This window comes from Micromonospora sp. LOL_021, assembly GCF_048060215.1.
Lineage (GTDB): Bacteria > Actinomycetota > Actinomycetes > Mycobacteriales > Micromonosporaceae > Micromonospora_E.
Map to the genome: position 1 here is coordinate 73,227 of NZ_JBHMIN010000015.1, position 22,678 is coordinate 95,904.

Sequence of the window (22,678 nt, forward strand, 5' to 3'; positions counted from 1 at the left end):
TTCCCCACCCGCTCACACAGCACCATGATCACGCGTGCTGTGTCAGCCAGGCCAGCTACCGGAATGCGGGCCGGTGCTCCGGCCTTCAGGCCGGGGGTGAAGGCCCGCGCTGGGAGGCCGCCAGGGCCCGAGCAGTGCTCTAACCTGGCCGGTTCTGCTGCTCGATGTACTGCGTCACGATGCTCAGTGGCGCGCCGCCGACGGAGCCGGCGAAGTACGAGCCCGACCAGAGCTTGTTGGCCCGGTAGAAGTGGCGTGCGAGGTCGGGGAACTCCTGCCGCGGGCGGCGCGACGAGACGCCCTTGAGTGAGTTGACCAGGCGGGAAACGGCGACTTTGGGTGGGTGGTCGACCAGCAGGTGGACATGGTTGTCCTCGCCGTTGAACTCGACCAGTTCGGCCTCGAAGTCCGTGCATACGTCCCGCATGATCTGTTCCATGCGGGTCAGGTGCCGGTCGGTGAACACCGTGTGCCGGAACTTCGTCACGAAGACCAAGTGAACATGCATCGCGAAAACGCAGTGCCTGCCGGTACGGATACCCTCGAGTTCTGCCATAGGCCAACATGATATCGTGTGGTTCGTGCAGCTCCGGTACCAGTTCCGGGTCTACCCGACACCCGGCCAGCAGATCGCGCTGGCCCGGGCGTTCGGATGCGCCCGGGTGGTGTTCAACGACGGGCTGCGCCTCCGGCAGACCGCCCACGAGCAGGGCCTGCCGTACATCTCGGACGCCGAACTGTCGAAGCGGGTCATCACGCGGGCCAAGACGACTCCGGAGCGGGCGTGGCTGGGCGAGGTGTCCGGCGGTGGTGTTGCAGCAGGCCCTCGCGGACCTGAACACCGCGTACCGCACCTTCTTCGCCTCGATCACGGGCAGACGCAAGGGCCGCATGGTGGCCCCGCCGAGGTTCCGGTCCCGTAAGGACAACCGGCAGGCCATCCGCTTCACCCGTAATTCCCGGTTCACGGTCCTGGACAACGGTCGTCTGCGGCTGCCGAAGATCGGCGACCTGGCGGTGCGCTGGTCCCGAATACTGCCGTCGGACCCGTCGTCCGTGACGGTCATCCGGGACGCCGCCGGACGGTATTTCGCCTCGTTCGTCGTGCGGGCCACGGACGAGCCGTCGCCGCCGACCGACGCCGAGGTGGGGATCGATCTGGGGCTGACGCACTTCGCGGTCATGTCGGACGGCACGAAGGTCGCCGCACCCAGGTTCCTGCGCCGCGCGGCCCGCAAACTGAAACGGCTGCAACAGGCCCTGTCGCGCAAACAGCGGGGCAGCAACCGCCGTGGGAAGGCTGTCGTGAAGGTCGCCAGGGTGCACGCCCGGGTGGCCGACACCCGGCGGGACTGGCAGCACAAGCTGTCCACGACGATCATCCGTGAGAATCAAGCGGTGTACGTCGAGGACCTGTGTGTCGTCGGTCTCGGCCGGACCCGGCTGGCGAAGTCGGTGCACGACGCGGGATGGTCGTCGTTCGTCGGCATGCTGGAGTACAAGGCGGCGCGGTACGGGCGTACCTTCGGCCGGGTGGACCGGTGGCTCCCGTCCACCCGGATGTGCTCGGACTGCGGCCGGATCAACGAGAAGATGGCGCTGAACGTGCGGTCGTGGGTGTGTCCGTGTGGCGGTCACCACGACCGGGACGTCAACGCGGCGATCAACATCAAGGCCGCCGGGCAGGCGGACTTCAACGACCGTGGAGCGCGGGTAGGACCGAGACTTGTCCCGGCACCGCGCGGTGAAACGGTAACCCACCAGAACACTGTGCGTGTCACGCGCAGCGTGGCTGGAATCGCCGCCGTTTAGGGCTGCGAGGATGTCAACGCCAGCAGGAGTGTCCCGATGTGGTTCTCGATCCGCTGCGGCGAGTGGAGCGCTTCGACCGTCTCCTGTTCGGAGACGCCGTGCCGTGCCGCGCTGATCTTGCCGGCCTCAGTCCACCCGTACTCTCGCGCAATCACGGCACCAGCGTACAACGCGTAAAACGCATGCACCGGCAGCACCGCTGTCGCAGCTCTGAGTGACGTCGGCGCGTAAGGGCCTGGCGGGCGGAACGGGTTACGGCCGTGCGGATGCTGGGTGAAATCTGGTGGATGACCGTCGCCGGCATCGGCGATGATTTCATGCGTGGACGCTCGTCATCGGCAGGTCCGGGCTCGGTACACCGCCGACACCGTCACCGTGTACCAGGCGTACCCGGCGGAGATCGCTGTGCCGGCGTTGGCGAACGGGCGGTTCGTGGCTCCGTTCAAGCGGGGCCGGATGACGTGGATCAAGCCGTCGTTCCTGTGGATGATGTATCGGTGCGGGTGGGCGTCCAAGCCCGGTCAGGAGCGGGTGCTGGCGGTCGAGATCCGGCGCAGCGGGTTCGAGTGGGCGCTGGCGGCAGCGTGCCTGAGCCACTTCGACCGAAGCTTGTACCCGGACCGCGGTACGTGGGCGCGACGGGTGAGGACGAGCCCGGTGCGGGTGCAGTGGGATCCTGAGCGGTCGCTGCGGCTCGGGCCGCTGCCGTACCGGTCGCTGCAGGCGGGGCTGTCCGGCGAAGCGGTCGACCGGTACGTCGACGAGTGGACCGTCGCCATCACCGAGGTGACCGGGCTGGCGCACGCCGTGCGTGACCGGCTTTCCGCTGGTGATGACGCGGGTGCTGCCGCCCTGCTGCCGGCCGAGCGGGTCTATCCGTTGCCGGTCGAGGTTGCGGCGGTCATCGGCGCCGACCCGACACCGGCGGCGACCTGCTGATACCGCAGGACGGGATCGAGCACGTCAGCCGTTGGTACTGGTTGAGCTTGATGCCTCAGGTGCATCTTGATGCACCTGAAGCATCAAGCCATCGGAGGCATCATGTGGGTCCGGGGCTCGTCAGGCGCGGTCGTGCAGAGTGACCTGGTAGCCGTCGGGGTCGGCGAAGGTGAAGGTCCGACCGAAGGGGCCGTCGATCGGCGCGGAGACGATGGTGTGACCGTCGGCGACGAGAGCATCGTGAATGTCCTGTACGTCTGTGGCGTGGAGCCAGATGGCTGCACCGATGCCCGGCTGAGCAACGGATCCAAGGTCGGTGCCGGGGACGATCTCGCGCAGCGCGAACGCGATGGGCTTGGTCTCGAAGACGACGGCGTGCGCAGGCCCGGCCGGCGAGCGTACGAGCCCGAGGTACTGCTCGTAGAACGCCCGCGAGGCGTCGAGGTCGCGTGCCTGCAGCGAGATGAAGTCGGGGCCGGTGACGGGCATGATGATCTCCTCCGGTCGTGTCAGGTTCCTGACATCGCGCAATGTATGTCAGGATGCTGACATGAGTCAAGGCGGGCGGGGCAATGGGCAGGGCGTCGACCTGGAGACATCGCTGGGCTATCTGCTGAAGGAGGCGTCGAGCGCGCTCCGGATGGCCATGGAGGAGGTTCTGCGACCACTCGGGATGAGCGTGACGCGTTACTCGTGCCTGGAGTTGCTGGCGCAACGGCCAGGCCTGTCGAACTCCGAGCTCGCGCGGGGCGCCTTCGTGACCCGGCAGTCAATGAACGTGCTGCTCCAGACGCTGGAGCGAGAGGGCTACGTGACCAGACCGGCGGAAGCGCCCGTCGGGAAGGTGCTGCCCACGCGGCTCACGCCTCTGGGTCGGCAGAGTCTCGAAAAGGCGACCGTCGCGGTCCGGTCGGTCGAGGTCAGGATGCTGGCCGGGTTGACCGAGACCGAGCAGTCGGAGGCGTTGCGGATCCTGCGGCGGATGGTCCGTTCCCTGCGCGATGGCGACGACGGCGCTTAGCGGGGCCGACCGCATTTGATTCGAGACTCGAAGTAACCTATGCTTCGAGGCTCGAAGTAACATGGTGGGGCCGGTGGCCCGGAAAGGTACGTCCTGATGCACTCGTTTGCCGGAACCACTGCGCTGATCACCGGGGCCTCGAAGGGCATTGGGGAGGCGTACGCACGGGAACTCGCGTCCCGCGGAGCCGCCCTCGTCCTCGTCGCCCGCTCGACCGAAGCGCTGGAGAAGCTCGCCGCGACACTGCGGCAGACCCACCAGTCCCAGATCGTCGTACTCGCCGCTGATCTGTCCGACCGCGCCGCGCCGCACGCCATCGTCGACACCCTCGCCGAGCAGCGCGTCGAGATCGACCTGCTGATCAACAACGCGGGTATGGGCGCGGTCGGCCCGTTCCTGACCCGCCCGTTGGCTCCGAACGTCGACTCGGTCGAGCTCAACATCACCGCCCTCATGGGCCTTGTGCACAGCGTCGGAGGCCGCATGCTGGAGCGTGGCCACGGCGGCATCATCAACGTGTCCTCGGTGGCCGGCTTCCAACCCATGCCGTTCCAGGCCAGCTACGCCGCGACCAAGGCGTTCGTGCTGTCGTTCACCGAAGCCCTCGCCGAGGAACTGCACGACACCGCAGTACGGGTGATGGCGGTGCATCCCGGACCTGTCGCGACCGGGTTCTTCGATGGCACCACCGCGAAGATGCACACCAGAGCCGTCCCGCCCGAGCGTATCGCGGCGAAGTCGCTCGACGATTTCGCGCGTGGCAAAGAGATCTCGTTCCCCGGCGGTCTGTCCGATCGCGGCATCGCGTTCGCCTCGCGCCTCCTGAGCCGCAAGCGGGCAGCGCGCCTGAGTGGCAACCTCAACCGCAGGGCGGGGTTTGACCGCGTCGGCGACGTCGACACCCCGGCAGCCACCTGACCCCGCCCGACCTCGCAGCGTGGCGTTCAGAGTTGGCCGAGATCGACTTCAACGGAGAAGGGCGCGGTCAGTTTTACGACGCCGGTGAAGATCTCGCCATCGCGGTAGCGCCCAGTCGCCGAGTCAAGAACGTACGTGTAGACCAGCGGTGCGCCGGTGGCGGCCTGCTCGACCCGCCAGTAGAACTGGATGCCAACCCTGGCGTACTGGTCAGCCTTGACGATCCGGTCGGTCGTTTCCGATCCGGGAGAGACCACCTCGACCACCAGCAGCACATGCTCGGGGCGGGTCGGGGTGACGTCGATGGTGTCCGCCCGGTAAACCGTCACATCGGGACGACGGTTGTTCAACGGCACGTCCTGGAGCCGAACATCGAAGTCGGTGTCAGCGTTCCAATCCGGCCCGGCGGCACCATCCAGAGCGTTCGCCAGCAGCCTGGCAAGGCGATTGTGCCGATTGAAGGCACTCGGACTCACGAGGACCATCCCATCCACGATCTCGATGCCCGCACACTCTGCCGATCAGCAGGCTGCCTGACCGTTTGGGCCGACCATCCACACCTGCCAGATGCAGGTCCCACCCATATGGCCAACGATCCCGACCGCGCTGCCGTTCGTCCCGCTGGCGGCGGCTCCGGAGCCGGCGAATTCAGTCGGTCGACCGTCGCAATCTCGAAGCGATGCAGGTCGAAGGCCGTCATGCGGCGGTGGCTCGCCAGTCGCGTCCCAATCCCGTTGTCAGGCGCAGGTAGCGGCCAAGGTGTCGAGAGAAGGAGAAGATGTGGTCTGCCTCATGCCTTTTCAAGCACGATGAAATGGTACTCCAGCCAACGCCGCGACAATCCAACTTGCAGCGCCGACCCGCCAATCATGTTGGCCCAGAAGGGGATCTCAACAAGACGGTTGCGAAGCCGTGGAACTGCGGCTGTGGCGCCGACAGCCATCTTGACCACGCGGTCGCGTGGCCGCCCGAGACGCAAATATTCAGTAAGATCTTTGTCCTCGACCAGGTGTAAGCCGGCGCGTCCGGACATGGCTACCAACTCTGCCACAGTATGCAAACTTCCGATACGCCACCCGGCGCGGAACTGGTCGAGACAGAGTTTACGAGCGGCGAGCCCACGATCCTTGTCGGTCATCCAGTCGTCGCACAAGATAAGGCGACCTCCAGGGCGCAGCCGCTCAGCCAGGGACGGGAGTAGGCTCTCCAGCGACGGCGAGTGGACGACTGCCTCAACGGCGACCATGGCGTCGTAGTGTGGTTCTGCGGGCAGTTCGGCAAAATCAGCACAGAATACGTGACAGCGGTCGCTCAGTCCTTCGCGGGCGAACCGTTTCGCTGCGATCTCGGCCTGCACTCGGCTGATGGTCACGCCAGAAATGATCCCGTCCACCTCGCGGGCCAAGCGCACCATCGTCCCACCGACGCCACAGCCAAGGTCAAGCACCCTTGCGTTTTCCGAAGGAGTCTGCCCGCGCAAGCGCTCGATCATTAGGCGGTTTACGGTGTCCACAGCCTGAGTCACATTCGTGACATCCGGCGTCCATACCCCACGGTGTATTGCGTCACTGCCTGGGCTCTCGGCAACCAAAAGGAACCGACGCGTGTTGTCGTCGTAGTAGTCGGCGACGCGATCAACGTGACCAAGTCCAGATGCTACACGCTCCGATGTCGAGCTCATCGACGCAGGGTATCACAGTGTACGCATCTGGCTCGAGCCGGCGGCTGGGTCTGGACGGGAGTGACGGGCCGTAGGATGTCGAGGAGATCCACCCCGTGTTCCCGCAGCGGACAGGTGGAACGCGCCATCGTGAAGTCGGCCTGTGGGGGATCACTAGACGAGTTGTTCCGAAGTCCGGTCAGTGGTCGTAGGCGATCAGGGACCGGGTGACGGGTGCGCCGGTCTTGTTGTTGTGCCAGATCGCGGCGGCCATCGCGAGGAGGCGTTGGGCCACCCGTACGGCGACGCCGGCGAAGGTCCGTCCGCCGTGTTGTTCCAGGTCGAGTTGGCCTTTGAGGGTGTCGTTGACCGACTCGATCAACTGGCGGACCTTCTTGAGCAGCGGTTCGCCGTAGCGGGCCTTCTCCTTCTTGCGGGATGGGCGTAGCAGGGTGATGCCCTGGTCGGCGAGGTTCCGCTCGAACACCTTGGACGCGAAGCCCTTGTCGCTGATCAGCAGGATGCCGTCGTGTTCTGCGACGACACCGGCCTCGACCTGCAGCATCGCGGTGAGGACCTCCCGCTCGCCGATCTTCGGGTTGGCCAGGGCCCACAGGATCGGCATCCCGGTCGGGGTGCAGACCAGGTACAGGCGCAGTCCCCAGAAGAACCGGGAGTGGGAGGCGCAGTAGCCGTATCCGGCCCAGCCGGCCAGGTCCGAGCGTTGCACGGTGGGGCGGGACATGCCGCACGGCACCGGGGTGGAGTCGACGATCCAGTGGTTGTCGAACCAGAAGTCGCTGTCGCGGGCCTGGTTCCGGATCGTCTTCTGGATCAGCGGAAGGGCGGCGGCGCGGAGCCGTTTGTTGTAGCCGGGCCGCTGCGGTAGGTAGGGGAACATGCCGGCCAGGTGGACGCGGGCGTAGCGGATCCAGTGGGCTTCGGAACGGGCGCCGAGCAGGACCTGGGCCACGGCCAGGCAGACCAGTTCGGAGTCGGTCAGCAGTGGTGGTCTGCCGCGCCACCGGGGCGTGCGGATGCTGTCGTCGATCTTCACGTACAGTGCGGTCAAGAGGGTGTCCAGGTCTTGCGTCACAACATGATCTTGGATGCCCTCTCCACATGCCCGGACATCGACCCCTGACTTCGGAACTACTCGTCTAGGTCCTGCTTCCACACCGACCTTCGGTGTAGTCGTGATCGGAACAGGCTAACCCCCGTAGTCAGATTCACCAACACTTGTGCCGGCAACTTCCCGTCTGACCGTTTCGAACCCACGATGTGCGAGACAACCGCCACATCGATTACGTCCCACCGACAACTGATCATCACAACTGGCGTCATAACCCGTGGCCGGAGCGCCGTCCCGCCTCGTCGCGCTGCCACAACGATCAAAGCTTCGGCTCAAACTATGAGCAACTTCTGCCATGGGCTTTGTATCAAGGGTCCCCTGGTGCCCGGTCCGGCCGAACCGAGCCAGTCTGCTCGGCCGGACCAGATAGATGGCCTCAGTCAGAAGTTGGTGAATGACCACGTCTGATTGGCTGCGCTGGCGCAGGCGTAGATGGCAGCCCTCGCGCCGGCGGCGGTGCTGGCGCCGTCGATTCCCAAGCACATTGAGGTGTTCTTGCGGTTTCTGAGGTTGAAGAACGTACTATCGATCGCGGAAATGACCCAGTCTTGGTCGAAGCTGGAGGATCCGTTGACGATGACTGCGGACGTGTTGGAGGCGGTGCTGGCGCCTGAGGTTCCCATGTTCCGGTCTACGCCGTAGTTCCAGAAGGTAGTGTACCCGGAATCGTTGACAAGGACCCAGCCTTGGAGAGCATTTGGGCCGGCGAGCTGCTGGCGAACAATGGCGTTGTTGGCCGTACTACTTGCCTGTAGGTACTTGGAGGAATTCTTGTTCTTGATCGCGAAGGGTGTCACTGCCAGCGACTTTGACTGGGACAAGGCCACCGAGATTGGTACCGGGGTCCTGTCATCGGTCGCTGCGTGCGCGGCCGCCGAACTGGCGGTGACCGCCAGCACCGCAGTCACAACCGCCGCAACCACCGCCCTGATTGCTCCGCTACGCATTGTCACTCCTCTCTGTGGTGACTTCGTTGCCATGAGTGGCTACTTGGCACCAAGAGTTACAGACAGACTGCGCTCACACAAGAGGTTTCCGATGGTTCTTGATAAATGATCATACTTTGGCCGTCTACGCTGTGGTAGATGTAGTTCACTAGTGGGGCAGCCTTGGGACAGCCGTACTTTGCGACTCGATCATGTGAGTCTGGACCGGTAGTGGTACCAGCGGGCGCGGGCTTGATGGCGACGGCGCCACCAGGACCAGCGGAGATCGTGCTCGATGCTGTGCCAGGCCATGGTCGCGAGGTCGTACAGCCTCTGATCCCGACGATGGTCAGCCGGGCGTGTCCGAGGTCGGTCGAGTGGTGGCGGGGTCCTGGCTGCGGCGTCGGCGGCGGTGACCGCGCAGACGGCGAGAGCGGCCATGACCAGCACTACGTGCCACACGATCGGGGTGTGGGGCCGGTTGGAGGAGCTGGTCGAACCCGAAGTGGTCCCTGCCGAACCCGTGGTCCTTGTCGATCGTGCACCGCGGCCGGTCACCTGTACCGGCGCGGTCAGGGCCGCCGGGAGGTGTTCGGGTATTCAGCGGAATAAAGTAGGTCAGGTCGTTGGGGTTCGGCCAGGCTCCGGCGCACGAGCAGGTAGTGGCGAGGCCGGCGGCGGCGATTCACGCCCACGCGTACCAGCGGTCGCCTTTGGAGCCCTCCCCGCAGGACCTGGCCTGCCAGGCGGTGTCGGTGGTCAGGGTCGCGGCCGCCGTTCCGGCGCGGGCCTTCGTCCTCGTCCTCCAGCTGGGCGGAGTGATCCGGGACAAGCACGGCACGCTGAGGCCTGCAGCCGATTCCCCGGGTCTGGCAGGCCGCGTAGTCGCCGGTCCCGGTCGTAGACGCGTCGGCGGTGCACCACCGCACGGGTACGCCGGCGTCGAGTGTCTCGGTGAGCAGGTCGGTGGCGAGTCGGGGTTTGGTCGCGAACTCGAGGTCGGCGGGGACGCCGGTGGCGGCGCGGCGGGTGTCGGCGTCGAGGTGCGCGGTGGGAACCCACAACCGGGAGCCGACCAGGGCGCGGCTGGCACGGGTGGCGTAGCCGCCATACCGTGGCCGTGGCGGGCGCCCGGCGGACGAAGCCGAGTCGGGCCTGGGTGATGTCGTCGAGATCGTGTAGCCAGTCCGCGATCGCGGTCATGCTCGATGCGCCGGCCATCACCGCGCATACCGCGACGGTGAGTAGCCCGGCCAGCGAATAGCGTAGCCCGCGTGGGCTGCGGGGATTCGACACCATCGCCAAGGCGTCCAGCAGACTCGGTTGTTCGTCCAGGGTCACCGGCCGGACGGGTGTGGCGGCGGGGTGGCCGTCTGTCGAACACTCAATGCCCCTGATCCACGTCATCGGCGTAGCCGACCGACCTGACGCTGGGTGCGGGCCCACGGCCCGTCGAGGGGGACCGGGCCGGCCTGACCGAGATGAAGCGCCGGCCCTGGTTGGCAGGGCCGGCGCCCCGACGGTGTCCGGCGGGTGAGCGGCTGGGTCAGTGGTGGTGCTTGGCCAGCGCGACGAAAGAGCGCCAGGCAGACGGGGCGAACGCGAGGGTGGCGCCGTCGCGGTCCTTGGTGTCCCGGACCAGGACCCGGCCGGGCAGGTTGTCGGCCACCTCGACACAGTTGCTCACGCCGCTTGACCTGGTGGATTTCCGCCATGAAGGGTCAGTTGTGTTCATCAATCAACCTTAGGATCAGGTCCCGGCTCTGGGTAGTCGATAACGAGAGATCGTTAATGGCTTCCCAGACCCACTCCAGTTCGATGACGTCGGCTGCCGTGCTCGCCATCCTGCCGCGCAGCTGGTCGTCCAGGTAGGCGATCCGGCGGCCGTCGCCCAGGGTGGCCAGCGAAAGTGGTCCGTTTAGACCTGGGTTGAGGCCGATGTTGCGGTCGGGCACCACCCGTATCCGGACGTTCGACTGGTGGCTGGCGTCGACCAGGTAGCCGAGCTGATCCTTGAGAACCTCACGGGACCCCTGGTGCAGAGCGGCTTCGCCGATCAGGCAGGACAGCTCGACCGGCTCGTCACGGGTGAACACCGCCGCCTGCCGGCCGAGCCGGATCCGAATAAGATCGTCGACCTTGCTCTTGCTCCAGGGTGAGGCGGCGAACAGCTCACGCATGTAGGGCTCGCGTTGCAGCAGCCCAGGGATGATCGACAACTCCCAGCAGCGCAGCAACGCGGCCCGCCGTTCGTGTTCGGCCCACGGACGCAGCCAGGGCTGGCGGTCTCCGCGTGCCTCGTCGGCCAGTTGCTGGATCTTGTCACCGGAGTTCAGCACCTCGTCGAGCGCCTGTGCGGTGTCCTCCTTCGGCACCAGCCGACCGGTCTCGAAGCTGGCTATCAACGACTTCGACACGCGGAGCGCCTTTGCCAGCTGCGTCTGGTTCATGCGCCGGGCCAGTCGGAGTCGCCGAAGCTCTGTCGTGAGTTCACTCATGATTATCACCTCGAATACCCAGAAGTGGCAGCGGGTTCAACGAGGTTCATCTTCTAACGACACCGACTGATAGTCCAGCGTGGAAGTAGACCACAGGGTGAATTGCCGTGGATGCTGAAATCGGAGCGCTTCTCGCAGCAGCGCTTTTTGATCAAGGGGCGGGGGTGAGAAGCTCGTCGATCTGGTTGATCGCCGAGGTGGAGCCCTCCACCATGCCCATGTCCAGCACCTGTTGCAGGGCCTCGGCAGACTCGTACTTGCCCACGTAGGTTGCCCGGGTGCCGCCGTTGTGCTCGGCGAATGTGTACGTGTTGCGGGAGGTCGGCATCTCCGACAGTGGCTTGAAGTCCATGTCCGCGAAGCCGTCGTCGAAGGAAAAACTCGTCGGCTCGTCCACGGCGGTGATCAGCCAGTACCCGGCGTGCTTGTCGCCCTCCGGGCCGGTCATGTAATAGGTCACGCGTCCGCCGGGCGTGAGGTCGTGGTCGACCACGGTCGCCGGGTACGTCGGCGGTCCCCACACCTTCTCCAGTTGGCGAGGGTTGGCGTAGACCTGCCAGACCCGCTCCACCGGCGCGGCGAAGTCCGCGGTGATGGTCAGGGTCCGGTTGTCAAGGTCCTGCTGGACGTCGGTCACGGGCATTGTTCGGTCCTTTCGTCGGGATCGGTTGCGACCCATCGGGGTCGGCTGCGAGCAGCGCGTCGATGCGTGCGATGCGGCCACGCCAGATGTGTTCGAGCTCGGTGAGCATCGCTGCCACCGAGCGCACCGCCTGCACGTCGCCGCTGGCCAACTGCTCGCGACCACTGCGTCGTTTGATCAGTAAACCGGCCTTCTCCAGCACGGCGACGTGTTTCTGTACGGCGGCGAAGCTCATGTCGTACTTGGCGGCGAGCGCGGAGACGGAGTGCTCCCCGGCCAGCACCCGGCGCAGGATGTCGCGCCGGGTGCGGTCGGCGAGCGCGTGGAACATGGCGTCTGCCCGGTCCGCGCTCTCCTCGATCACCACGCCAATATACAACCGATCGGTTGTACGTTGTCAAGGCCATCGAGTGCCTCGGTCACTGGCTTTAGGCTGGCCGGATGGATCACCCCGACCCGACCCCGCGTACGCCGTTCTGGCTGGCCGGCGAGCCGGCGCACGGTGACGCGCCACTGGCCGTGCACCACCCGTACGACGGTCGGCTCGTCGGACAGACCAGCTACGCCACGCCCGACCAGGTCGAGCAGGCGGTCGCCGCCGCGCACCGGGTCGCGCCGCAGGCCGCCGCGCTGCCCGCGTACCGCCGGGCGACCGCGCTGGACCACATCAGTGCCCGGCTCGCGAAGCGGGCCGACGAGATCGCCCGGCTGATCACCGCCGAGAACGGCAAACCGATCAAATGGGCGCGGGTTGAGGTGGCGCGCGCCGTCTCCACGTTCCGCTGGGCGGCAGAGGAGGCCCGGCGGTTCTCCGGTGACCTGCAGCGCCTGGACACCGACCCGGCCGCCGCCGGACGGATGGCGGTGGTCCGGCGGGTGCCGCGCGGGCCGGTGCTGGGCATCTCGCCGTTCAATTTTCCGCTGAACCTGGTGGCACACAAGGTCGCCCCGGCGATCGCGGTCGGCGCACCGATCATCGTCAAGCCGGCACCGGCGACCCCGCTGACCGCGCTGCTGCTCGGCGAGTTGATCGCCGAGGTGACCGAGCCGGCCGATCCGGCCGCCGCGCCGGGCAGTGGATCAGGCACCGGCTTGCCCGCCGGGATGGTCTCGGTCCTGCCGGTGCCGAACGACCGGGCCGGCGACCTGGTCGCCGACCCACGCCTGCCGGTGGTGTCGTTCACCGGCTCCGGGCCGGTCGGCGCGCTGATCCGTCGCTCAGTGCCGGACAAGCACGTCACCCTGGAACTGGGCGGCAACGCCGCCGCGGTGATCTGCGAGGACTGGACCGGCGACGAGGAACTGACCCAGGCGGCACAGCGGATCGCCACCTTCGCCAACTACCAGGCCGGGCAGAGCTGCATCGCGGTGCAACGGGTGTACGTGCACGAATGGCTCTACGACGGCTTCCTGCCCCGGCTCGTCGCCGCCGTACAGGCGCTGCGGGCCGGTGACCCGGCCGACGACGCGACCGACGTTGGGCCCCTGATCAACGAGGACGCCGCGATGCGCGTCGAGTCCTGGGTGGATGAGGCGGTGACCGCCGGGGCGACGATCGAGGTCGGCGGCCGACGCGACGGCGCGACGTACCCGCCGACGGTGCTGACCGGGGTGCCGGCCGGCGCGAAGGTGCTCACCGAGGAGGTCTTCGGCCCGGTGCTCGTCGTGGACCGGGTGGAGAACGACGAGGCCGGGTTCGCGGCGGTCAACGACTCGGCGTACGGGCTGCAGGCCGGCGTGTTCACCCACAACCTGCAGACCGCGTTCACCGCGCACCGCGTCCTGCAGGTCGGCGGGGTGATCGTCGGTGACGTACCGTCGTACCGGGCCGACCAGATGCCGTACGGCGGGGTCAAGGGCAGCGGGGTCGGCCGGGAAGGGGTCCGCAGCGCGATGGACGACTACACCGATCCCCGGGTGATGGTCCTCACCGGACTCGACCTCTGACCGCCGCCGATCACAGCTGCCGTCGCCCCACCGGTTTGCCCAGGCGTGCCGCGCGTACCAGGGGGTGTAGCCGGAGCGCGGTAGCCTGTCGCGCGGTGGCGTCCGAAGCGCGGGTGCCGGCGACGCGGAAGGCGAGGCGGAGATGTCGGTACGGCGTGGCGCGGCTCGACTGGCGACGGTGCTCGCACTGACCGTCGGCACAGCGGCACTCGCCGCAGGCCCCGCGTACGGCCAGGACGAGCGGGTGCGGATCGGCCTGCCGAGCAAGTTCACGGCCGGCGAGAAGGCCGGTGGGGTGACCGTGAAGGTGACCAAACGCACCGACGGGTGCGTGGCGGTGCGTACCGCCCTGGCGATCCGGCTGCCCGGTGTCACTCCCGACCAGGTCGGCGTACAGGCCCGGATCGACGACGACTGGGTGACCGTGCCGCTGTGGGACAACGGCGACGGGCTGCTGCTGACCGAGCACACCGCGCCGGAAAAGGACGAGCTGTGCAAGGGCAAGAGCCGCTCGGTGCGCTACCGGATGGCGTTCCGGGCCGGTGCGCCCGCCGGAGTCGCGAACATCGTCGGTGAGGCGTACACCGCCGGCGGGGTGCTGCTCGGCCGGGAAGCCGGGGCGAAGCGGGTCGGCGGCCGGCTCGCCGGCACCTACCAGCCGGGTCCGCCGACCCCGTCGCCGAGCGCGGAACCGACCCCGGAACCGACGGTCGACAGCGCGGCCGCCGAGCCGAGTGACGCGCCGGCCGTACTGCCGGACCAGGACCTGCTGGCCGCGGCCGGCACCGCCGGTGGGCCGGCCGGTGACGACGGTTCCGGCGTCGGCACCGGGGTGATGGCCGCCGGGGTCGGCATGGTCGCCGTCGGCATCGCCCTGCTGGTGCTGCTGGTCCGCAGGTTGCGCCCGGCCCGGTCGGGCCCCGCCGGCAGCGGTGCCCGGCATGGCCGCTCCGGTCCGGATGGTTCCGGCGGTCCGCTCGGTGCCAGTGGTCCTGGTGGGGACGGCGGGGCGACCGTGTTGTTGCCCCGGATCCGGCGCTGACCAGCGGTTGGCAGTCCCAGGAGCGGGCGTACCAGGCCGGAGGATGAACATCGTGCTGCCGGAGGATGGACCGTCAGCCTTGGCCGAAGGCATTGCCCACCGCTCCGTTACCCTCACTCGTGTTGGCATCGGCACGGCTGAGGAGCGAGACCTTGTCTGACTTGTCTAAAATCGTCAAGGCCTACGACGTCCGTGGCACCACTCCGGATCAGCTGAACGAGACCGTGGCCCGGGCCATCGGCACCGCGTTCGTGCAGGTCCTGGCCGAGCGCGGCGACAAAGCCGACCGGATCGTCATCGCCCACGACATGCGTGAGTCGTCGCCGCCGCTGGCCGACGCGTTCGCCGCCGGGGCCACCGCCGCTGGTGCCGAGGTGCTGCACGCCGGGCTGGCCTCCACCGACCTGCTCTACTACGCCTCCGGCGCGCTGGAGCTGCCCGGTGCGATGTTCACCGCCAGCCACAACCCGGCCCAGTACAACGGCATCAAGATGTGCCGGGCCGGGGCGGCGCCGATCGGCCAGGACTCCGGGCTGACCGACATCCGGGACCGGGCGCAGGCGCTGCTCGACAGCGGCGAGGTGCCGTCCGGCGGGGACCGGGTCGAGCGGCGCGAGCTGCTCGCCGACTACGCCGCGCACCTGCGTACCCTGGTCGACCTGTCCGCGATCCGGCCGCTCAAGGTGGTCGTCGACGCCGGCAACGGGATGGGCGGCTACACCGTGCCGGCGGTGCTCGGCGCCACGGTGCTGCCGGCCCTGCCGCTGACCATCGTGCCGATGTACTTCGAGCTGGACGGCTCGTTCCCGAACCACGAGGCGAACCCGCTCAACCCGGAGAACATCGTCGACCTGCAGAAGGCGGTCCGGGAGCACAACGCCGACCTGGGGCTGGCGTTCGACGGTGACGCCGACCGATGCTTCGTCGTCGACGAGCGTGGCGAGCCGGTCTCACCGTCGGCGATCACCGCCCTGGTCGCCACCCGGGAGCTGGCCAAACATCCCGGCGAGACGGTCATCCACAACCTGATCACCTCCAGCGCGGTGCCGGAGATCGTCCGGGAGAACGGCGGCGAGCCGGTGCGCTCCCGGGTCGGCCACTCGTTCATCAAGGCCGAGATGGCCCGGACCAACGCGGTTTTCGGTGGCGAGCACTCGGCGCACTACTACTTCCGGGACTTCTGGTTCGCCGACACCGGCATGCTGGCCGCGATGCACATGCTTGCCGCGCTGGGCGAGCAGGACAAGCCGCTGTCCGAGCTGGCCCACGAGTTCGAGCGGTACGTCGCCTCCGGTGAGATCAACTCGACGGTCACCGACCAGCAGGCCAAGCTCGCCGAGATCAAGACGGCGTACGCCGACGCCGACACCGACGAGCTGGACGGGTTGACCGTACGCTTCGACGACGGTGCCTGGATCAACATCCGTGCTTCGAACACCGAGCCGTTGCTGCGACTCAACGTGGAGGCGCCGACCACCGAGCGGATGGCCGAGCTGCGCGACGGGGTGCTCGCGCTGGTTCGCGGTTAGGATCTTCACCGGAAGGCGCGCCCCGGGACGGGGTCCGCCGGCGAGACACGTGGAAGGAGCCATCCGATGGCCCTGGATTCGCAGCTGCTGGAGATCCTAGCCTGCCCGGACACGCACCACACGCCGTTGACCTACGACGCCGACGCGGCGACCCTCACCTGTCCGGAGTGCTCGCGGGTCTTCGAGGTGCGGGACGGGATTCCGGTGCTGCTGCTGGACGAGGCCCGCCGGCCCGGCGAGGCCAGCTGATGGCGGTTCCCATCGACGGCACGTCCGGGGTGGTGGGTCGGCGGGTCGCCGACGAGGCGCTGCTGGACGACGTGGACGGGCTCAACTCGACCGATCCCGGCGGCATGCTGCGGTTCACCGCGTCGGCCGGTGCCCAGGTGCGCGAGTCGGCGGCGCTGGCCGCCGACGCCAACCTCGGCATGCTCAGCGACGAGGGGCGGCCCCGGGCGGTGGTCATCGCCGGAATCGGTACCGCCGGGCGGACCGGTGACGTGCTGGCCACTGTGGCTGGACCGCGCTGTCCGGTACCGGTGATCCCGCACCGCAGCTCCGGCGTGCCCGGCTGGGTCGGTGCGGCCGACGTGGTCATCGCGGTCAGCGCTTCGGGGCGCAGCCCGGAGGCGCTGGGCGCGGCTCAGGCCGCCGCCCGGCGTGGTGCCCGGCTGGTCGCCGTCGGGCCGCCTGACTCGCAGTTGCAGTCGGTCGCCGAAGGGGTACGCGCCCCGTTCGTCCCGGTGCCGCGACGCGCCCCGGCCCGGGCCAGCCTCTGGGCGTTGACCGTGCCGGTGCTGCTGGCAGCGCGGGCGTTGGGCCTGGTCAAGGTCAACGAAGCGGATCTGGCGGAGACGGCGGCCCGGCTGGACGCCGACGCCGAGCGGTGCCGCCCGGCCGCCGAGTCGTTCGTCAACCCGGCGAAGGCTCTCGCTCTGGGGCTGGCCGGCTCGGTGCCGATCGTCTGGGGCTCGTCGCCGGTGGCGTCGGTCGCCGCCCGCCGGTTCGGTGACACGCTGTCGACGAACGCCCGCTATCCGGTGGTCACCGGGGCGCTCGGTGAAGCCGGCCGGGGTCGGGTGGGGCTGCTCGACGGGGTCTTCGGCGGCCTGGGGGAGTCGACCCGGGACATTTTCGCCGACCCGGACGACGACGATGACCAGTCCGAGTCGCCGACCCGGTTGCGTCTGGTGCTGCTGCGTGACGGTGGGTTGAACCCGGAGGACGACGCCGACGAACCCTTCGTGGTCGAGGAGCGCCGGGCCGAGGCGGTGCAGACCCTGGCGGACCGGCGCGGTGTGCGGTGCGACGTGATCACCGCGGAGGGCGGTTCGGCGCTGGAACGGCTCGCCTCGTTGATCTCGGTCCCCGACTTCGCCTCCGTCTACCTGGCGTTGGCGCACCATCTGGACCCGATGGCGGTGCCGGCGGTGAGCGAGATGAAGGAACTCTCCACCACCTGAGGCGGGCGTCGTGGAACTGTTGACCGGCCGGATCCGGGACTACGCCTGGGGGTCGCGGACCGTCATCGCGCGGCTGCAGGGGCGCCCGGCTCCGGCGCCCGGGCCGGAGGCGGAGCTCTGGCTGGGTGCCCACCCCGGTGCGCCGTCCCAGGTGCGGCGGGGCGGGGCGCTGGTCGGGCTGCCGGAGCTGATCGACCAGGATCCGGTGGGCTGGCTCGGCGAGCCGACCGCGACCCGGTTCGACGGGCGGCTGCCGTACCTGATGAAGGTGCTGGCCGCCGAGACGCCGCTGTCGTTGCAGGCGCATCCGGACGCGATGCAGGCCCGCGCCGGGTACGCCGCGCAGTCGACGCTGCCGGCCACCTCGGCGGGGCGCAACTACGTCGACCCGCACCACAAGCCGGAGCTGCTGGTGGCGCTCAGCGAGTTCGATGCGCTCTGCGGCTTCCGGGTGCCGCAGCTCTCCGCCGAGGTGCTGGCGGCGTTGGCTGTCGACGAGTTGGAGCCGGTGACCAAGGCGTTGCGGGTCGGCCTGGACGGGCTGCCGGAGGCGATGGAGCGGTTGCTGCGGTGGCCGGGGCCGCAACGGCCAGCTCTGGTCGCGGCGGCGGTGGCCGGCGCCGACCGGCTGCCGACGCGGTACGCCGCCGACGCGGCGCTGCTGCGCCGGCTGGCCGGGCACTATCCGGCCGACCCCGGCGTGCTGGTGGCACTGCTGCTCAACCAGGTCACCCTGGCTCCGGGGGAGGCGATCTGGATGCCGGCCGGCAACCTGCACGCGTACCTGCGGGGTGCCGGGGTGGAGATCATGGCGGCCAGTGACAACGTGCTGCGCGGTGGGTTGACCCCCAAGCGTGTCGACGTCGCGGAGCTGCTGCGGGTGCTGCGCTTCGAGGTGCTCGACGATCCGGTGGTACGGGCCCGGCCGGTCGCTTCCGGGGTGGTCACCTGGCCGGTGCCGGTCGCCGAGTTCGCGCTGCACCGGGTCGTGCTCGACGCTGCGGTGCGGCGGGTGTCGGTGCCGGTCGAAGGCCCCCGGGTGGTGCTCTGCGTCGCCGGTGAGGTCGCCGTCGACGATGGTGTGGCGACCGTTCCGATCCCGTCCGGACAGGCAGCGGTGGGGCCGGCGGGTGGGACACCGCTGGTGGTCTCTGGCACTGGTACGGCATTCGTCGCCTCGGTCGCCTCAGCCGGCTCGGCCGGCTAGCTGGCTGCTGGCGGACAAGCACGCGGGGCGGCCGGGTGAGCGTCCGCTCCGCTCACCGACAGCCGCCCCGCGCATCCCCCCGGTTTGGTTCCCCCGCGCGTCAGCGTGACGATCATCGTGACGCGACGTAGCCATAGATTTGCAGTGAGTAGTCAGACTGTCAAGCTAATCCGGAAATTACCGACTCGTGGCGTGCCGGCGGGGTCAACCCTGGGAGCGGCTACCCGGTCGTACCCAGGTCCAGATGCAGTACGCCAGCCAACCCAGCGCCAGCGCGGTGGCCAGTGGGCGCAACCCGACCGCGTTCAGCAAGATCACCAGGGCAAGGACGACCAGCCACGGGAGGAATGCCTTCACCGCACCGATGCTGCCACACCTGGCCAGCCGCTGGCCGCTTCACGACAGTGCGGATCCGGGCGTCCGCTCTCGGTCGGATGATGCGTCGGCGGCGCCCACCTGGGGATCAGCACCGGCGGTGCGCAGCGTGCTGGCGACCGGTGGACGGCGTACCCCGGTCCAGTCCGGCTGCTCCGCCGTCGGGCCCAGCCAGGGCGGCCGCGGCCAGCTGCCGCGCGGCCAGTCCGGTCCGTCCCGCTGTGCCGGCGCGACCGACTCGGGCGTAGCGGCCCGGACCGGCGCCGCCGGACGCGGGGCGCTGGTCCGGGCCGGACTCACCGCGGCGAGTTCCGGCCAGAGCGCGGCGGTCACCGACCTGGTCCGGGCCAGCCGCTGCGCCGACCGGCGACGGCGTTCGGCGAGAACCGCCGCCAGGTAGGCCCAGTCCGGAACACCGGCCGGCGGCGGGGGAGTGACCACCGCCGCGACCTGTTCGGTCACCAATCGGACCAGGTCGGAGCGGGCCGGTTCGGCGAACCCGTGCCCCCGGGCGAGCAGATGCCGTACGTCCAGCGCGAGGTCGTCGTCGAAGCGGCTCAGATCGAGGGTACGGGCCCAACCGGCGAGCACCGGCGGCATGTCCGGCACCCACCCCCAGGCCGCCGGGGCCCGATCGTGCACCACGACTGTGCCGGCGGCCAGGTCCCCGAGGCGTTTGCCGTCCCGGTTGATCACCATCGTCACCAGGCTGGCCAGCCAGGTGAGCGGCGGCAGCAGCAGACCGGGCCACTCCGCGGCCACGCCGACCAGGGCGCGGGTCAGCGAGTGCCGGAAACGTGGCGGGCTGCCGTCGTCGCGTACCACCCGGATGCCGACCGCCAGCTTGCCGACGGTACGGCCGGCGTTCAACGTCTCGCCCAGCACCGGGTAGCCGACCAATACCAGGACCGCGCCGACCGTGAGCAGGGCCTGTCCGAGCGCCTCGTCGACCTCGATGGACGCGCGCATCGACGCGAGCAGCAGCCCGACCAGGACCGCCAGCACCACCGCGATCAACGCCTGTACGACGAGGTCGACGAGCAGGGCCAGTAGCCGCGAGCCGAGCCGGGCCAGCCGTACCTCCACCTCGACAGCCTCACCGCTGACCAGCCTGCCGCCCCCGGTTGTCTGCATGGCCACCCTCCCAGTGAACACTATGGGACGGGAGGTGACCGTGGACCTCGACGCGTACGTGGCGGAGCACGAACCCCAGTGGCGACGATTGGAACAGCTCGTGCGTGCCCGGCGATTCACCGTCGCCGAGGCGGACGAGTTGGTCGTGCTCTACCAACGGACCGCCACCCACCTGTCGGCGGTCCGCAGCCGCTCGCCGGATCCGGCGCTGGTCGCCCGGCTGTCCCGGCTGGTGCTGGCGGCCCGCGCTCGGCTCACCCGGGGCCGGGGATTCTCCTGGGCCCAGGTCGGCCGGTTCTTCGGCGTCGGGTTCCCCCGGGCGGTGTTCCAGGCGGCGCCCTGGTGGGCGGCGGTGGCCGTCGCCTTCTGCACGCTCACCGGCTTCCTGATGTGGTGGGTGGCCGGCAATCCAGACAGCGCCCGGCTGCTGATCGGTGACCGGGCCGCCGCTGAGCTCGCCGAGTCGAGCTTCGCCGGCTACTACACCCGGTACGCGGCACCGAACTTCGCCGCCCAGCTGTGGGCCCACAACGCCTGGCTCGCCGCGCAGTGCCTGGCCGCCGGCGTACTGGTGGTTCCGGTGCTCTACCTACTCTGGGTGAACGCGCTGAACCTCGGGGTCACCGGTGGGGTGATGATCTCGTACGACCGGGCGGACGTCTTCTTTGGACTGGTCACGCCGCACGGTCTGCTTGAGCTCACCGGCGTCTTCATCGCTGCCGGCGTGGGGCTGCGGATCGGCGGGGCGTGGATCGCGCCGCCGGCACACCTGGCCCGGGGCCGGGCGGTCGCCGAGGCCGGGCTCTCCGGCGTGCTGGTGGCGCTCGGGCTGGTGCTGCTGTTCGCGGTGGCCGGGCTGATCGAGGCCTTCGTCACCCCGGCACCGCTGCCGACCTGGCTGCGGGTCACCATCGGGGTCGCCGCCTGGCTCGCTTTCCTCGGCTACGTCCTCATCCTCGGCTCCCGGCACCCCGCCGACCCGGCCCGGCACCCCGCCGACTCGGTTCAGAGCCGGCCGAGCAGTTTCAGCTGAAGGTAGAGGTCGGCGAGCCGGCCGGCGAAGCTCGGCGCGGCCGCGTCCAGCACCGGGACGCCGTGCCGGCGTAGCGCGCCACCGACCCGGTCCCGCTCGGCCGTGGTCCGCGCCGCGGCGGCGGCCAGGTACGCGTCGGCGACGTCGCGCACCGGCCCGTCGGCGACGGCCGACACCGCCGGATCTCCGACCGCGGCCACCACCACCTGGTGCCGGGCGACGAGCCGGGGCAGCACCGGCAGCAGCCCGTCGCCGAGCGCAGCCGGCTCCAGCGCGGTGCAGAGCACCACCAGAGACCGGCGAGTCTCCCGGCGGAGCACCTCACCGACCATCAGTTCGTGGTCCGTCTCCAGCAGCGCCGGTTGCAGCGCCGCCAGTTCGGCGACCAACCGGGGCAGCAGCGTTTGCCGGTTCGCACCCCAGATCCGTGCCCGGACCTTCGTGTCCACCGCCAGCAGGTCGAACCGGTCGCCGGCCCGGTGCGCCAGCGTGGCCAGCAGCAGCGCGGCGTCGATCGCCACGTCCAGCCGGGGCTGGTCTCCGACGCGGACCGCCGCCGTGCGCCCGGTGTCCAGGACGAACACCACCCGCCGGTCCCGTTCCGGGCGCCAGGTCCGAACCAGCACGTCGGAGCGCCGGGCGCTGGCGCGCCAGTCGATGGACCGTACGTCGTCGCCGATCACGTACTCGCGCAGGTTGTCGAACTCGGTGCCCTGCCCCCGTCCCCGGGTCGCCCGCATGCCGTCGATCACCCGCAGCCGGGCCAGCTTCTCCGGCAACAGTCGCCGGGAGTCGAAGCGGGGCAGCACCCGCAGCGTCCACTGCGGGGTGGGCGGCCGTCGGCGGCGCTGCCGGAACGCCAGCCCGAGTGGGCCGGCGGACCGGACGGTCACCTCGACTGCCCGTCGGTCGCCGCGGCGGGTCGGGTTGAGTACGGCGGGCAGCGCGGCGGTGGCTCCCGGCGCCAGCCGTACCCGCCAGATCGGTCCACCGCCGGCAGCGCCGGTAGCGCCGGCGGGGTAGGCGGCGGCGCCGGCGCGAACGGCTGGACCGGCACCGGCGGTGCCGGCTGGGGCGGCACCGGCCGACGGGGTCCAGGCGTCGCGGACCTCGGCCCGTAGCCGCCGTCTGGAGCCGTTGCGCAGCCGCAACGTCACCGTCGCCGCAGTGCCGAACCAACTGGTCCGGTCGCCGTCGCGGTGCAGCTCCAGCGCGCTCAGCGGGGCGGCCCACGCCAGGTCGATCAGCGCGAGCAGGGCCACCGATCCGGTGCCGACCACCAGACCCAGCCAGGGCCGCGGCCACCACGGCAGGGTCACCGCGCCGACCCCGAGTAGCACCGCCGCCCGCCAGGTCAGCACGGCGGCCGTCCGGCCCCGGCCGGCGGCGCCACCGACCT

General features: G+C 69.4%; 27 protein-coding genes and 1 pseudogene. 12 read left to right on the top strand and 16 right to left on the bottom strand.

From position 1 onward, the window contains the following. Positions 1–139: 139 nt before the first annotated feature. Positions 140–556 carry an IS200/IS605 family transposase gene (gene tnpA, locus ACFHWT_RS12775; RefSeq protein ID WP_416594813.1) on the bottom strand — a complete coding sequence of 139 codons (417 nt, stop codon included), beginning with the start codon at positions 554–556 and terminating at the stop codon, positions 140–142. A gap of 25 nt (positions 557–581) precedes the next feature. On the opposite strand from tnpA, the gene ACFHWT_RS12780 reads away from it, so the two are divergent. Together ACFHWT_RS12780 and ACFHWT_RS12785 are read left to right on the top strand one after the other, a co-directional pair. Continuing rightward, positions 582–923: a helix-turn-helix domain-containing protein gene (locus ACFHWT_RS12780; protein ID WP_416594814.1), complete on the top strand. Its 342-nt coding sequence runs from the start codon at positions 582–584 to the stop codon at positions 921–923. Further along, a complete protein-coding gene (locus tag ACFHWT_RS12785; protein WP_416594815.1) occupies positions 808–1,812 on the top strand; it encodes an RNA-guided endonuclease InsQ/TnpB family protein in 1,005 nt (334 codons plus the stop codon). The genes ACFHWT_RS12780 and ACFHWT_RS12785 overlap by 116 nt, the downstream gene beginning before the upstream one ends. Here the strand turns inward: ACFHWT_RS12785 and ACFHWT_RS12790 are convergent. Further along, complete coding sequence (locus tag ACFHWT_RS12790) at positions 1,809–1,967, bottom strand: hypothetical protein (RefSeq protein WP_416594816.1); 159 nt, start codon at positions 1,965–1,967, stop codon at positions 1,809–1,811. The two genes, ACFHWT_RS12785 and ACFHWT_RS12790, sit on opposite strands and share 4 nt — an antisense overlap. Before the next feature lie 154 nt (positions 1,968–2,121). Here ACFHWT_RS12790 and ACFHWT_RS12795 point away from each other — a divergent pair, with 154 nt between their 5' ends. Then, positions 2,122–2,751, top strand: a complete 630-nt coding sequence (locus ACFHWT_RS12795) for a DUF4291 domain-containing protein (protein WP_416594817.1) — start codon at positions 2,122–2,124, stop codon at positions 2,749–2,751. A gap of 120 nt (positions 2,752–2,871) precedes the next feature. On the opposite strand, the gene ACFHWT_RS12800 is transcribed toward ACFHWT_RS12795, so the two are convergent. Beyond that, positions 2,872–3,240 (bottom strand): VOC family protein, encoded by a 369-nt coding sequence (locus ACFHWT_RS12800; RefSeq protein WP_278173945.1) that lies wholly within the window; start codon positions 3,238–3,240, stop codon positions 2,872–2,874. A 61-nt stretch (positions 3,241–3,301) separates the two neighbouring features. On the opposite strand from ACFHWT_RS12800, the gene ACFHWT_RS12805 reads away from it, so the two are divergent. Then, entirely contained in the window at positions 3,302–3,772 is a 471-nt protein-coding gene (locus ACFHWT_RS12805) for a MarR family winged helix-turn-helix transcriptional regulator (protein WP_416594818.1), read from the top strand. A gap of 96 nt (positions 3,773–3,868) precedes the next feature. Beyond that, positions 3,869–4,690, top strand: coding sequence for an SDR family NAD(P)-dependent oxidoreductase (locus tag ACFHWT_RS12810; protein WP_416594819.1), 822 nt, complete (start codon positions 3,869–3,871; stop codon positions 4,688–4,690). A 26-nt stretch (positions 4,691–4,716) separates the two neighbouring features. Here ACFHWT_RS12810 and ACFHWT_RS12815 read toward each other — a convergent pair whose 3' ends face one another. From ACFHWT_RS12815 to ACFHWT_RS12860, 10 genes and pseudogenes are all read right to left on the bottom strand, one after another. Continuing rightward, positions 4,717–5,184, bottom strand: a complete 468-nt coding sequence (locus ACFHWT_RS12815) for a Uma2 family endonuclease (protein WP_416594820.1) — start codon at positions 5,182–5,184, stop codon at positions 4,717–4,719. A gap of 296 nt (positions 5,185–5,480) precedes the next feature. Beyond that, complete coding sequence (locus tag ACFHWT_RS12820; RefSeq protein WP_416594821.1) at positions 5,481–6,371, bottom strand: SAM-dependent methyltransferase; 891 nt, start codon at positions 6,369–6,371, stop codon at positions 5,481–5,483. Positions 6,372–6,549: 178 nt separating this feature from the next. Further along, positions 6,550–7,446: an IS982 family transposase gene (locus tag ACFHWT_RS12825; RefSeq protein ID WP_416594823.1), complete on the bottom strand. Its 897-nt coding sequence runs from the start codon at positions 7,444–7,446 to the stop codon at positions 6,550–6,552. Between the two features lie 416 nt (positions 7,447–7,862). After that, complete coding sequence (locus ACFHWT_RS12830; protein WP_416594824.1) at positions 7,863–8,429, bottom strand: RICIN domain-containing protein; 567 nt, start codon at positions 8,427–8,429, stop codon at positions 7,863–7,865. A gap of 551 nt (positions 8,430–8,980) precedes the next feature. Continuing rightward, positions 8,981–9,472 (bottom strand): hypothetical protein, encoded by a 492-nt coding sequence (locus tag ACFHWT_RS12835; protein WP_416594825.1) that lies wholly within the window; start codon positions 9,470–9,472, stop codon positions 8,981–8,983. A gap of 49 nt (positions 9,473–9,521) precedes the next feature. Further along, a pseudogene (locus ACFHWT_RS12840) lies at positions 9,522–9,815 on the bottom strand (transposase family protein); the annotation flags it as partial. A 139-nt stretch (positions 9,816–9,954) separates the two neighbouring features. After that, complete coding sequence (locus ACFHWT_RS12845) at positions 9,955–10,143, bottom strand: DUF397 domain-containing protein (RefSeq protein ID WP_416594826.1); 189 nt, start codon at positions 10,141–10,143, stop codon at positions 9,955–9,957. Then, positions 10,130–10,906, bottom strand: coding sequence for a helix-turn-helix domain-containing protein (locus ACFHWT_RS12850; protein ID WP_416594827.1), 777 nt, complete (start codon positions 10,904–10,906; stop codon positions 10,130–10,132). The genes ACFHWT_RS12845 and ACFHWT_RS12850 overlap by 14 nt, the downstream gene beginning before the upstream one ends. Positions 10,907–11,057: 151 nt before the next feature. Further along, on the bottom strand, positions 11,058–11,549 hold the full coding sequence (locus tag ACFHWT_RS12855) for an SRPBCC family protein (protein ID WP_416594828.1): 492 nt from the start codon (positions 11,547–11,549) through the stop codon (positions 11,058–11,060). Further along, positions 11,518–11,913: an ArsR/SmtB family transcription factor gene (locus tag ACFHWT_RS12860; protein ID WP_416594829.1), complete on the bottom strand. Its 396-nt coding sequence runs from the start codon at positions 11,911–11,913 to the stop codon at positions 11,518–11,520. The genes ACFHWT_RS12855 and ACFHWT_RS12860 overlap by 32 nt, the downstream gene beginning before the upstream one ends. A 77-nt stretch (positions 11,914–11,990) precedes the next feature. Here ACFHWT_RS12860 and ACFHWT_RS12865 point away from each other — a divergent pair, with 77 nt between their 5' ends. The 6 genes from ACFHWT_RS12865 to manA all read left to right on the top strand — a co-directional run bounded on the left by ACFHWT_RS12865 (position 11,991) and on the right by manA (position 18,737). Then, positions 11,991–13,496 carry an aldehyde dehydrogenase family protein gene (locus ACFHWT_RS12865; RefSeq protein WP_416594830.1) on the top strand — a complete coding sequence of 502 codons (1,506 nt, stop codon included), beginning with the start codon at positions 11,991–11,993 and terminating at the stop codon, positions 13,494–13,496. Between the two features lie 142 nt (positions 13,497–13,638). After that, a complete protein-coding gene (locus tag ACFHWT_RS12870; protein ID WP_416594831.1) occupies positions 13,639–14,538 on the top strand; it encodes a hypothetical protein in 900 nt (299 codons plus the stop codon). Between the two features lie 152 nt (positions 14,539–14,690). After that, positions 14,691–16,067 (top strand): phosphomannomutase/phosphoglucomutase, encoded by a 1,377-nt coding sequence (locus ACFHWT_RS12875; protein WP_416594832.1) that lies wholly within the window; start codon positions 14,691–14,693, stop codon positions 16,065–16,067. 66 nt (positions 16,068–16,133) lie between these two features. After that, on the top strand, positions 16,134–16,316 hold the full coding sequence (locus ACFHWT_RS12880; protein ID WP_416594833.1) for a Trm112 family protein: 183 nt from the start codon (positions 16,134–16,136) through the stop codon (positions 16,314–16,316). After that, on the top strand, positions 16,316–17,530 hold the full coding sequence (locus ACFHWT_RS12885) for an SIS domain-containing protein (protein ID WP_416594834.1): 1,215 nt from the start codon (positions 16,316–16,318) through the stop codon (positions 17,528–17,530). Before ACFHWT_RS12880 ends, ACFHWT_RS12885 begins: the two co-directional genes overlap by 1 nt. A 10-nt stretch (positions 17,531–17,540) precedes the next feature. Next, complete coding sequence (manA, locus tag ACFHWT_RS12890; RefSeq protein ID WP_416594835.1) at positions 17,541–18,737, top strand: mannose-6-phosphate isomerase, class I; 1,197 nt, start codon at positions 17,541–17,543, stop codon at positions 18,735–18,737. Between the two features lie 204 nt (positions 18,738–18,941). Here the strand turns inward: manA and ACFHWT_RS12895 are convergent, their stop codons facing one another. Both ACFHWT_RS12895 and ACFHWT_RS12900 read right to left on the bottom strand, forming a co-directional pair. Then, positions 18,942–19,094, bottom strand: coding sequence for a hypothetical protein (locus ACFHWT_RS12895; protein ID WP_278173964.1), 153 nt, complete (start codon positions 19,092–19,094; stop codon positions 18,942–18,944). 39 nt (positions 19,095–19,133) lie between these two features. Next, positions 19,134–20,246: an RDD family protein gene (locus tag ACFHWT_RS12900; RefSeq protein ID WP_416594836.1), complete on the bottom strand. Its 1,113-nt coding sequence runs from the start codon at positions 20,244–20,246 to the stop codon at positions 19,134–19,136. Positions 20,247–20,268: 22 nt separating this feature from the next. On the opposite strand from ACFHWT_RS12900, the gene ACFHWT_RS12905 reads away from it, so the two are divergent. Next, positions 20,269–21,279, top strand: a complete 1,011-nt coding sequence (locus ACFHWT_RS12905; protein WP_416594837.1) for a stage II sporulation protein M — start codon at positions 20,269–20,271, stop codon at positions 21,277–21,279. On the opposite strand, the gene ACFHWT_RS12910 is transcribed toward ACFHWT_RS12905, so the two are convergent. Beyond that, the gene (locus ACFHWT_RS12910; RefSeq protein ID WP_416594838.1) at positions 21,252–22,640 is read right to left on the bottom strand and encodes a DUF58 domain-containing protein; all 1,389 of its coding nucleotides are present in this window, start codon (positions 22,638–22,640) and stop codon (positions 21,252–21,254) included. The two genes, ACFHWT_RS12905 and ACFHWT_RS12910, sit on opposite strands and share 28 nt — an antisense overlap. Positions 22,641–22,678 lie beyond the last annotated feature (38 nt).

Bases quoted from the DNA above. Each gene is read 5' to 3' on its own strand.
- tnpA (WP_416594813.1), bottom strand. From the start codon at position 556: ATGGCAGAACTCGAGGGTATCCGTACCGGCAGGCACTGCGTTTTCGCG.
- ACFHWT_RS12795 (WP_416594817.1), top strand. From the start codon at position 2,122: ATGATTTCATGCGTGGACGCTCGTCATCGGCAGGTCCGGGCTCGGTAC.
- ACFHWT_RS12800 (WP_278173945.1), bottom strand. From the start codon at position 3,240: ATGCCCGTCACCGGCCCCGACTTCATCTCGCTGCAGGCACGCGACCTC.
- ACFHWT_RS12805 (WP_416594818.1), top strand. From the start codon at position 3,302: ATGAGTCAAGGCGGGCGGGGCAATGGGCAGGGCGTCGACCTGGAGACA.
- ACFHWT_RS12810 (WP_416594819.1), top strand. From the start codon at position 3,869: ATGCACTCGTTTGCCGGAACCACTGCGCTGATCACCGGGGCCTCGAAG.
- ACFHWT_RS12820 (WP_416594821.1), bottom strand. From the start codon at position 6,371: ATGAGCTCGACATCGGAGCGTGTAGCATCTGGACTTGGTCACGTTGAT.
- ACFHWT_RS12830 (WP_416594824.1), bottom strand. From the start codon at position 8,429: ATGCGTAGCGGAGCAATCAGGGCGGTGGTTGCGGCGGTTGTGACTGCG.
- ACFHWT_RS12845 (WP_416594826.1), bottom strand. From the start codon at position 10,143: ATGAACACAACTGACCCTTCATGGCGGAAATCCACCAGGTCAAGCGGC.
- ACFHWT_RS12850 (WP_416594827.1), bottom strand. From the start codon at position 10,906: ATGAGTGAACTCACGACAGAGCTTCGGCGACTCCGACTGGCCCGGCGC.
- ACFHWT_RS12855 (WP_416594828.1), bottom strand. From the start codon at position 11,549: ATGCCCGTGACCGACGTCCAGCAGGACCTTGACAACCGGACCCTGACC.
- ACFHWT_RS12865 (WP_416594830.1), top strand. From the start codon at position 11,991: ATGGATCACCCCGACCCGACCCCGCGTACGCCGTTCTGGCTGGCCGGC.
- ACFHWT_RS12870 (WP_416594831.1), top strand. From the start codon at position 13,639: ATGTCGGTACGGCGTGGCGCGGCTCGACTGGCGACGGTGCTCGCACTG.
- ACFHWT_RS12880 (WP_416594833.1), top strand. From the start codon at position 16,134: ATGGCCCTGGATTCGCAGCTGCTGGAGATCCTAGCCTGCCCGGACACG.
- ACFHWT_RS12885 (WP_416594834.1), top strand. From the start codon at position 16,316: ATGGCGGTTCCCATCGACGGCACGTCCGGGGTGGTGGGTCGGCGGGTC.
- ACFHWT_RS12900 (WP_416594836.1), bottom strand. From the start codon at position 20,246: ATGCAGACAACCGGGGGCGGCAGGCTGGTCAGCGGTGAGGCTGTCGAG.
- ACFHWT_RS12905 (WP_416594837.1), top strand. From the start codon at position 20,269: ATGGGACGGGAGGTGACCGTGGACCTCGACGCGTACGTGGCGGAGCAC.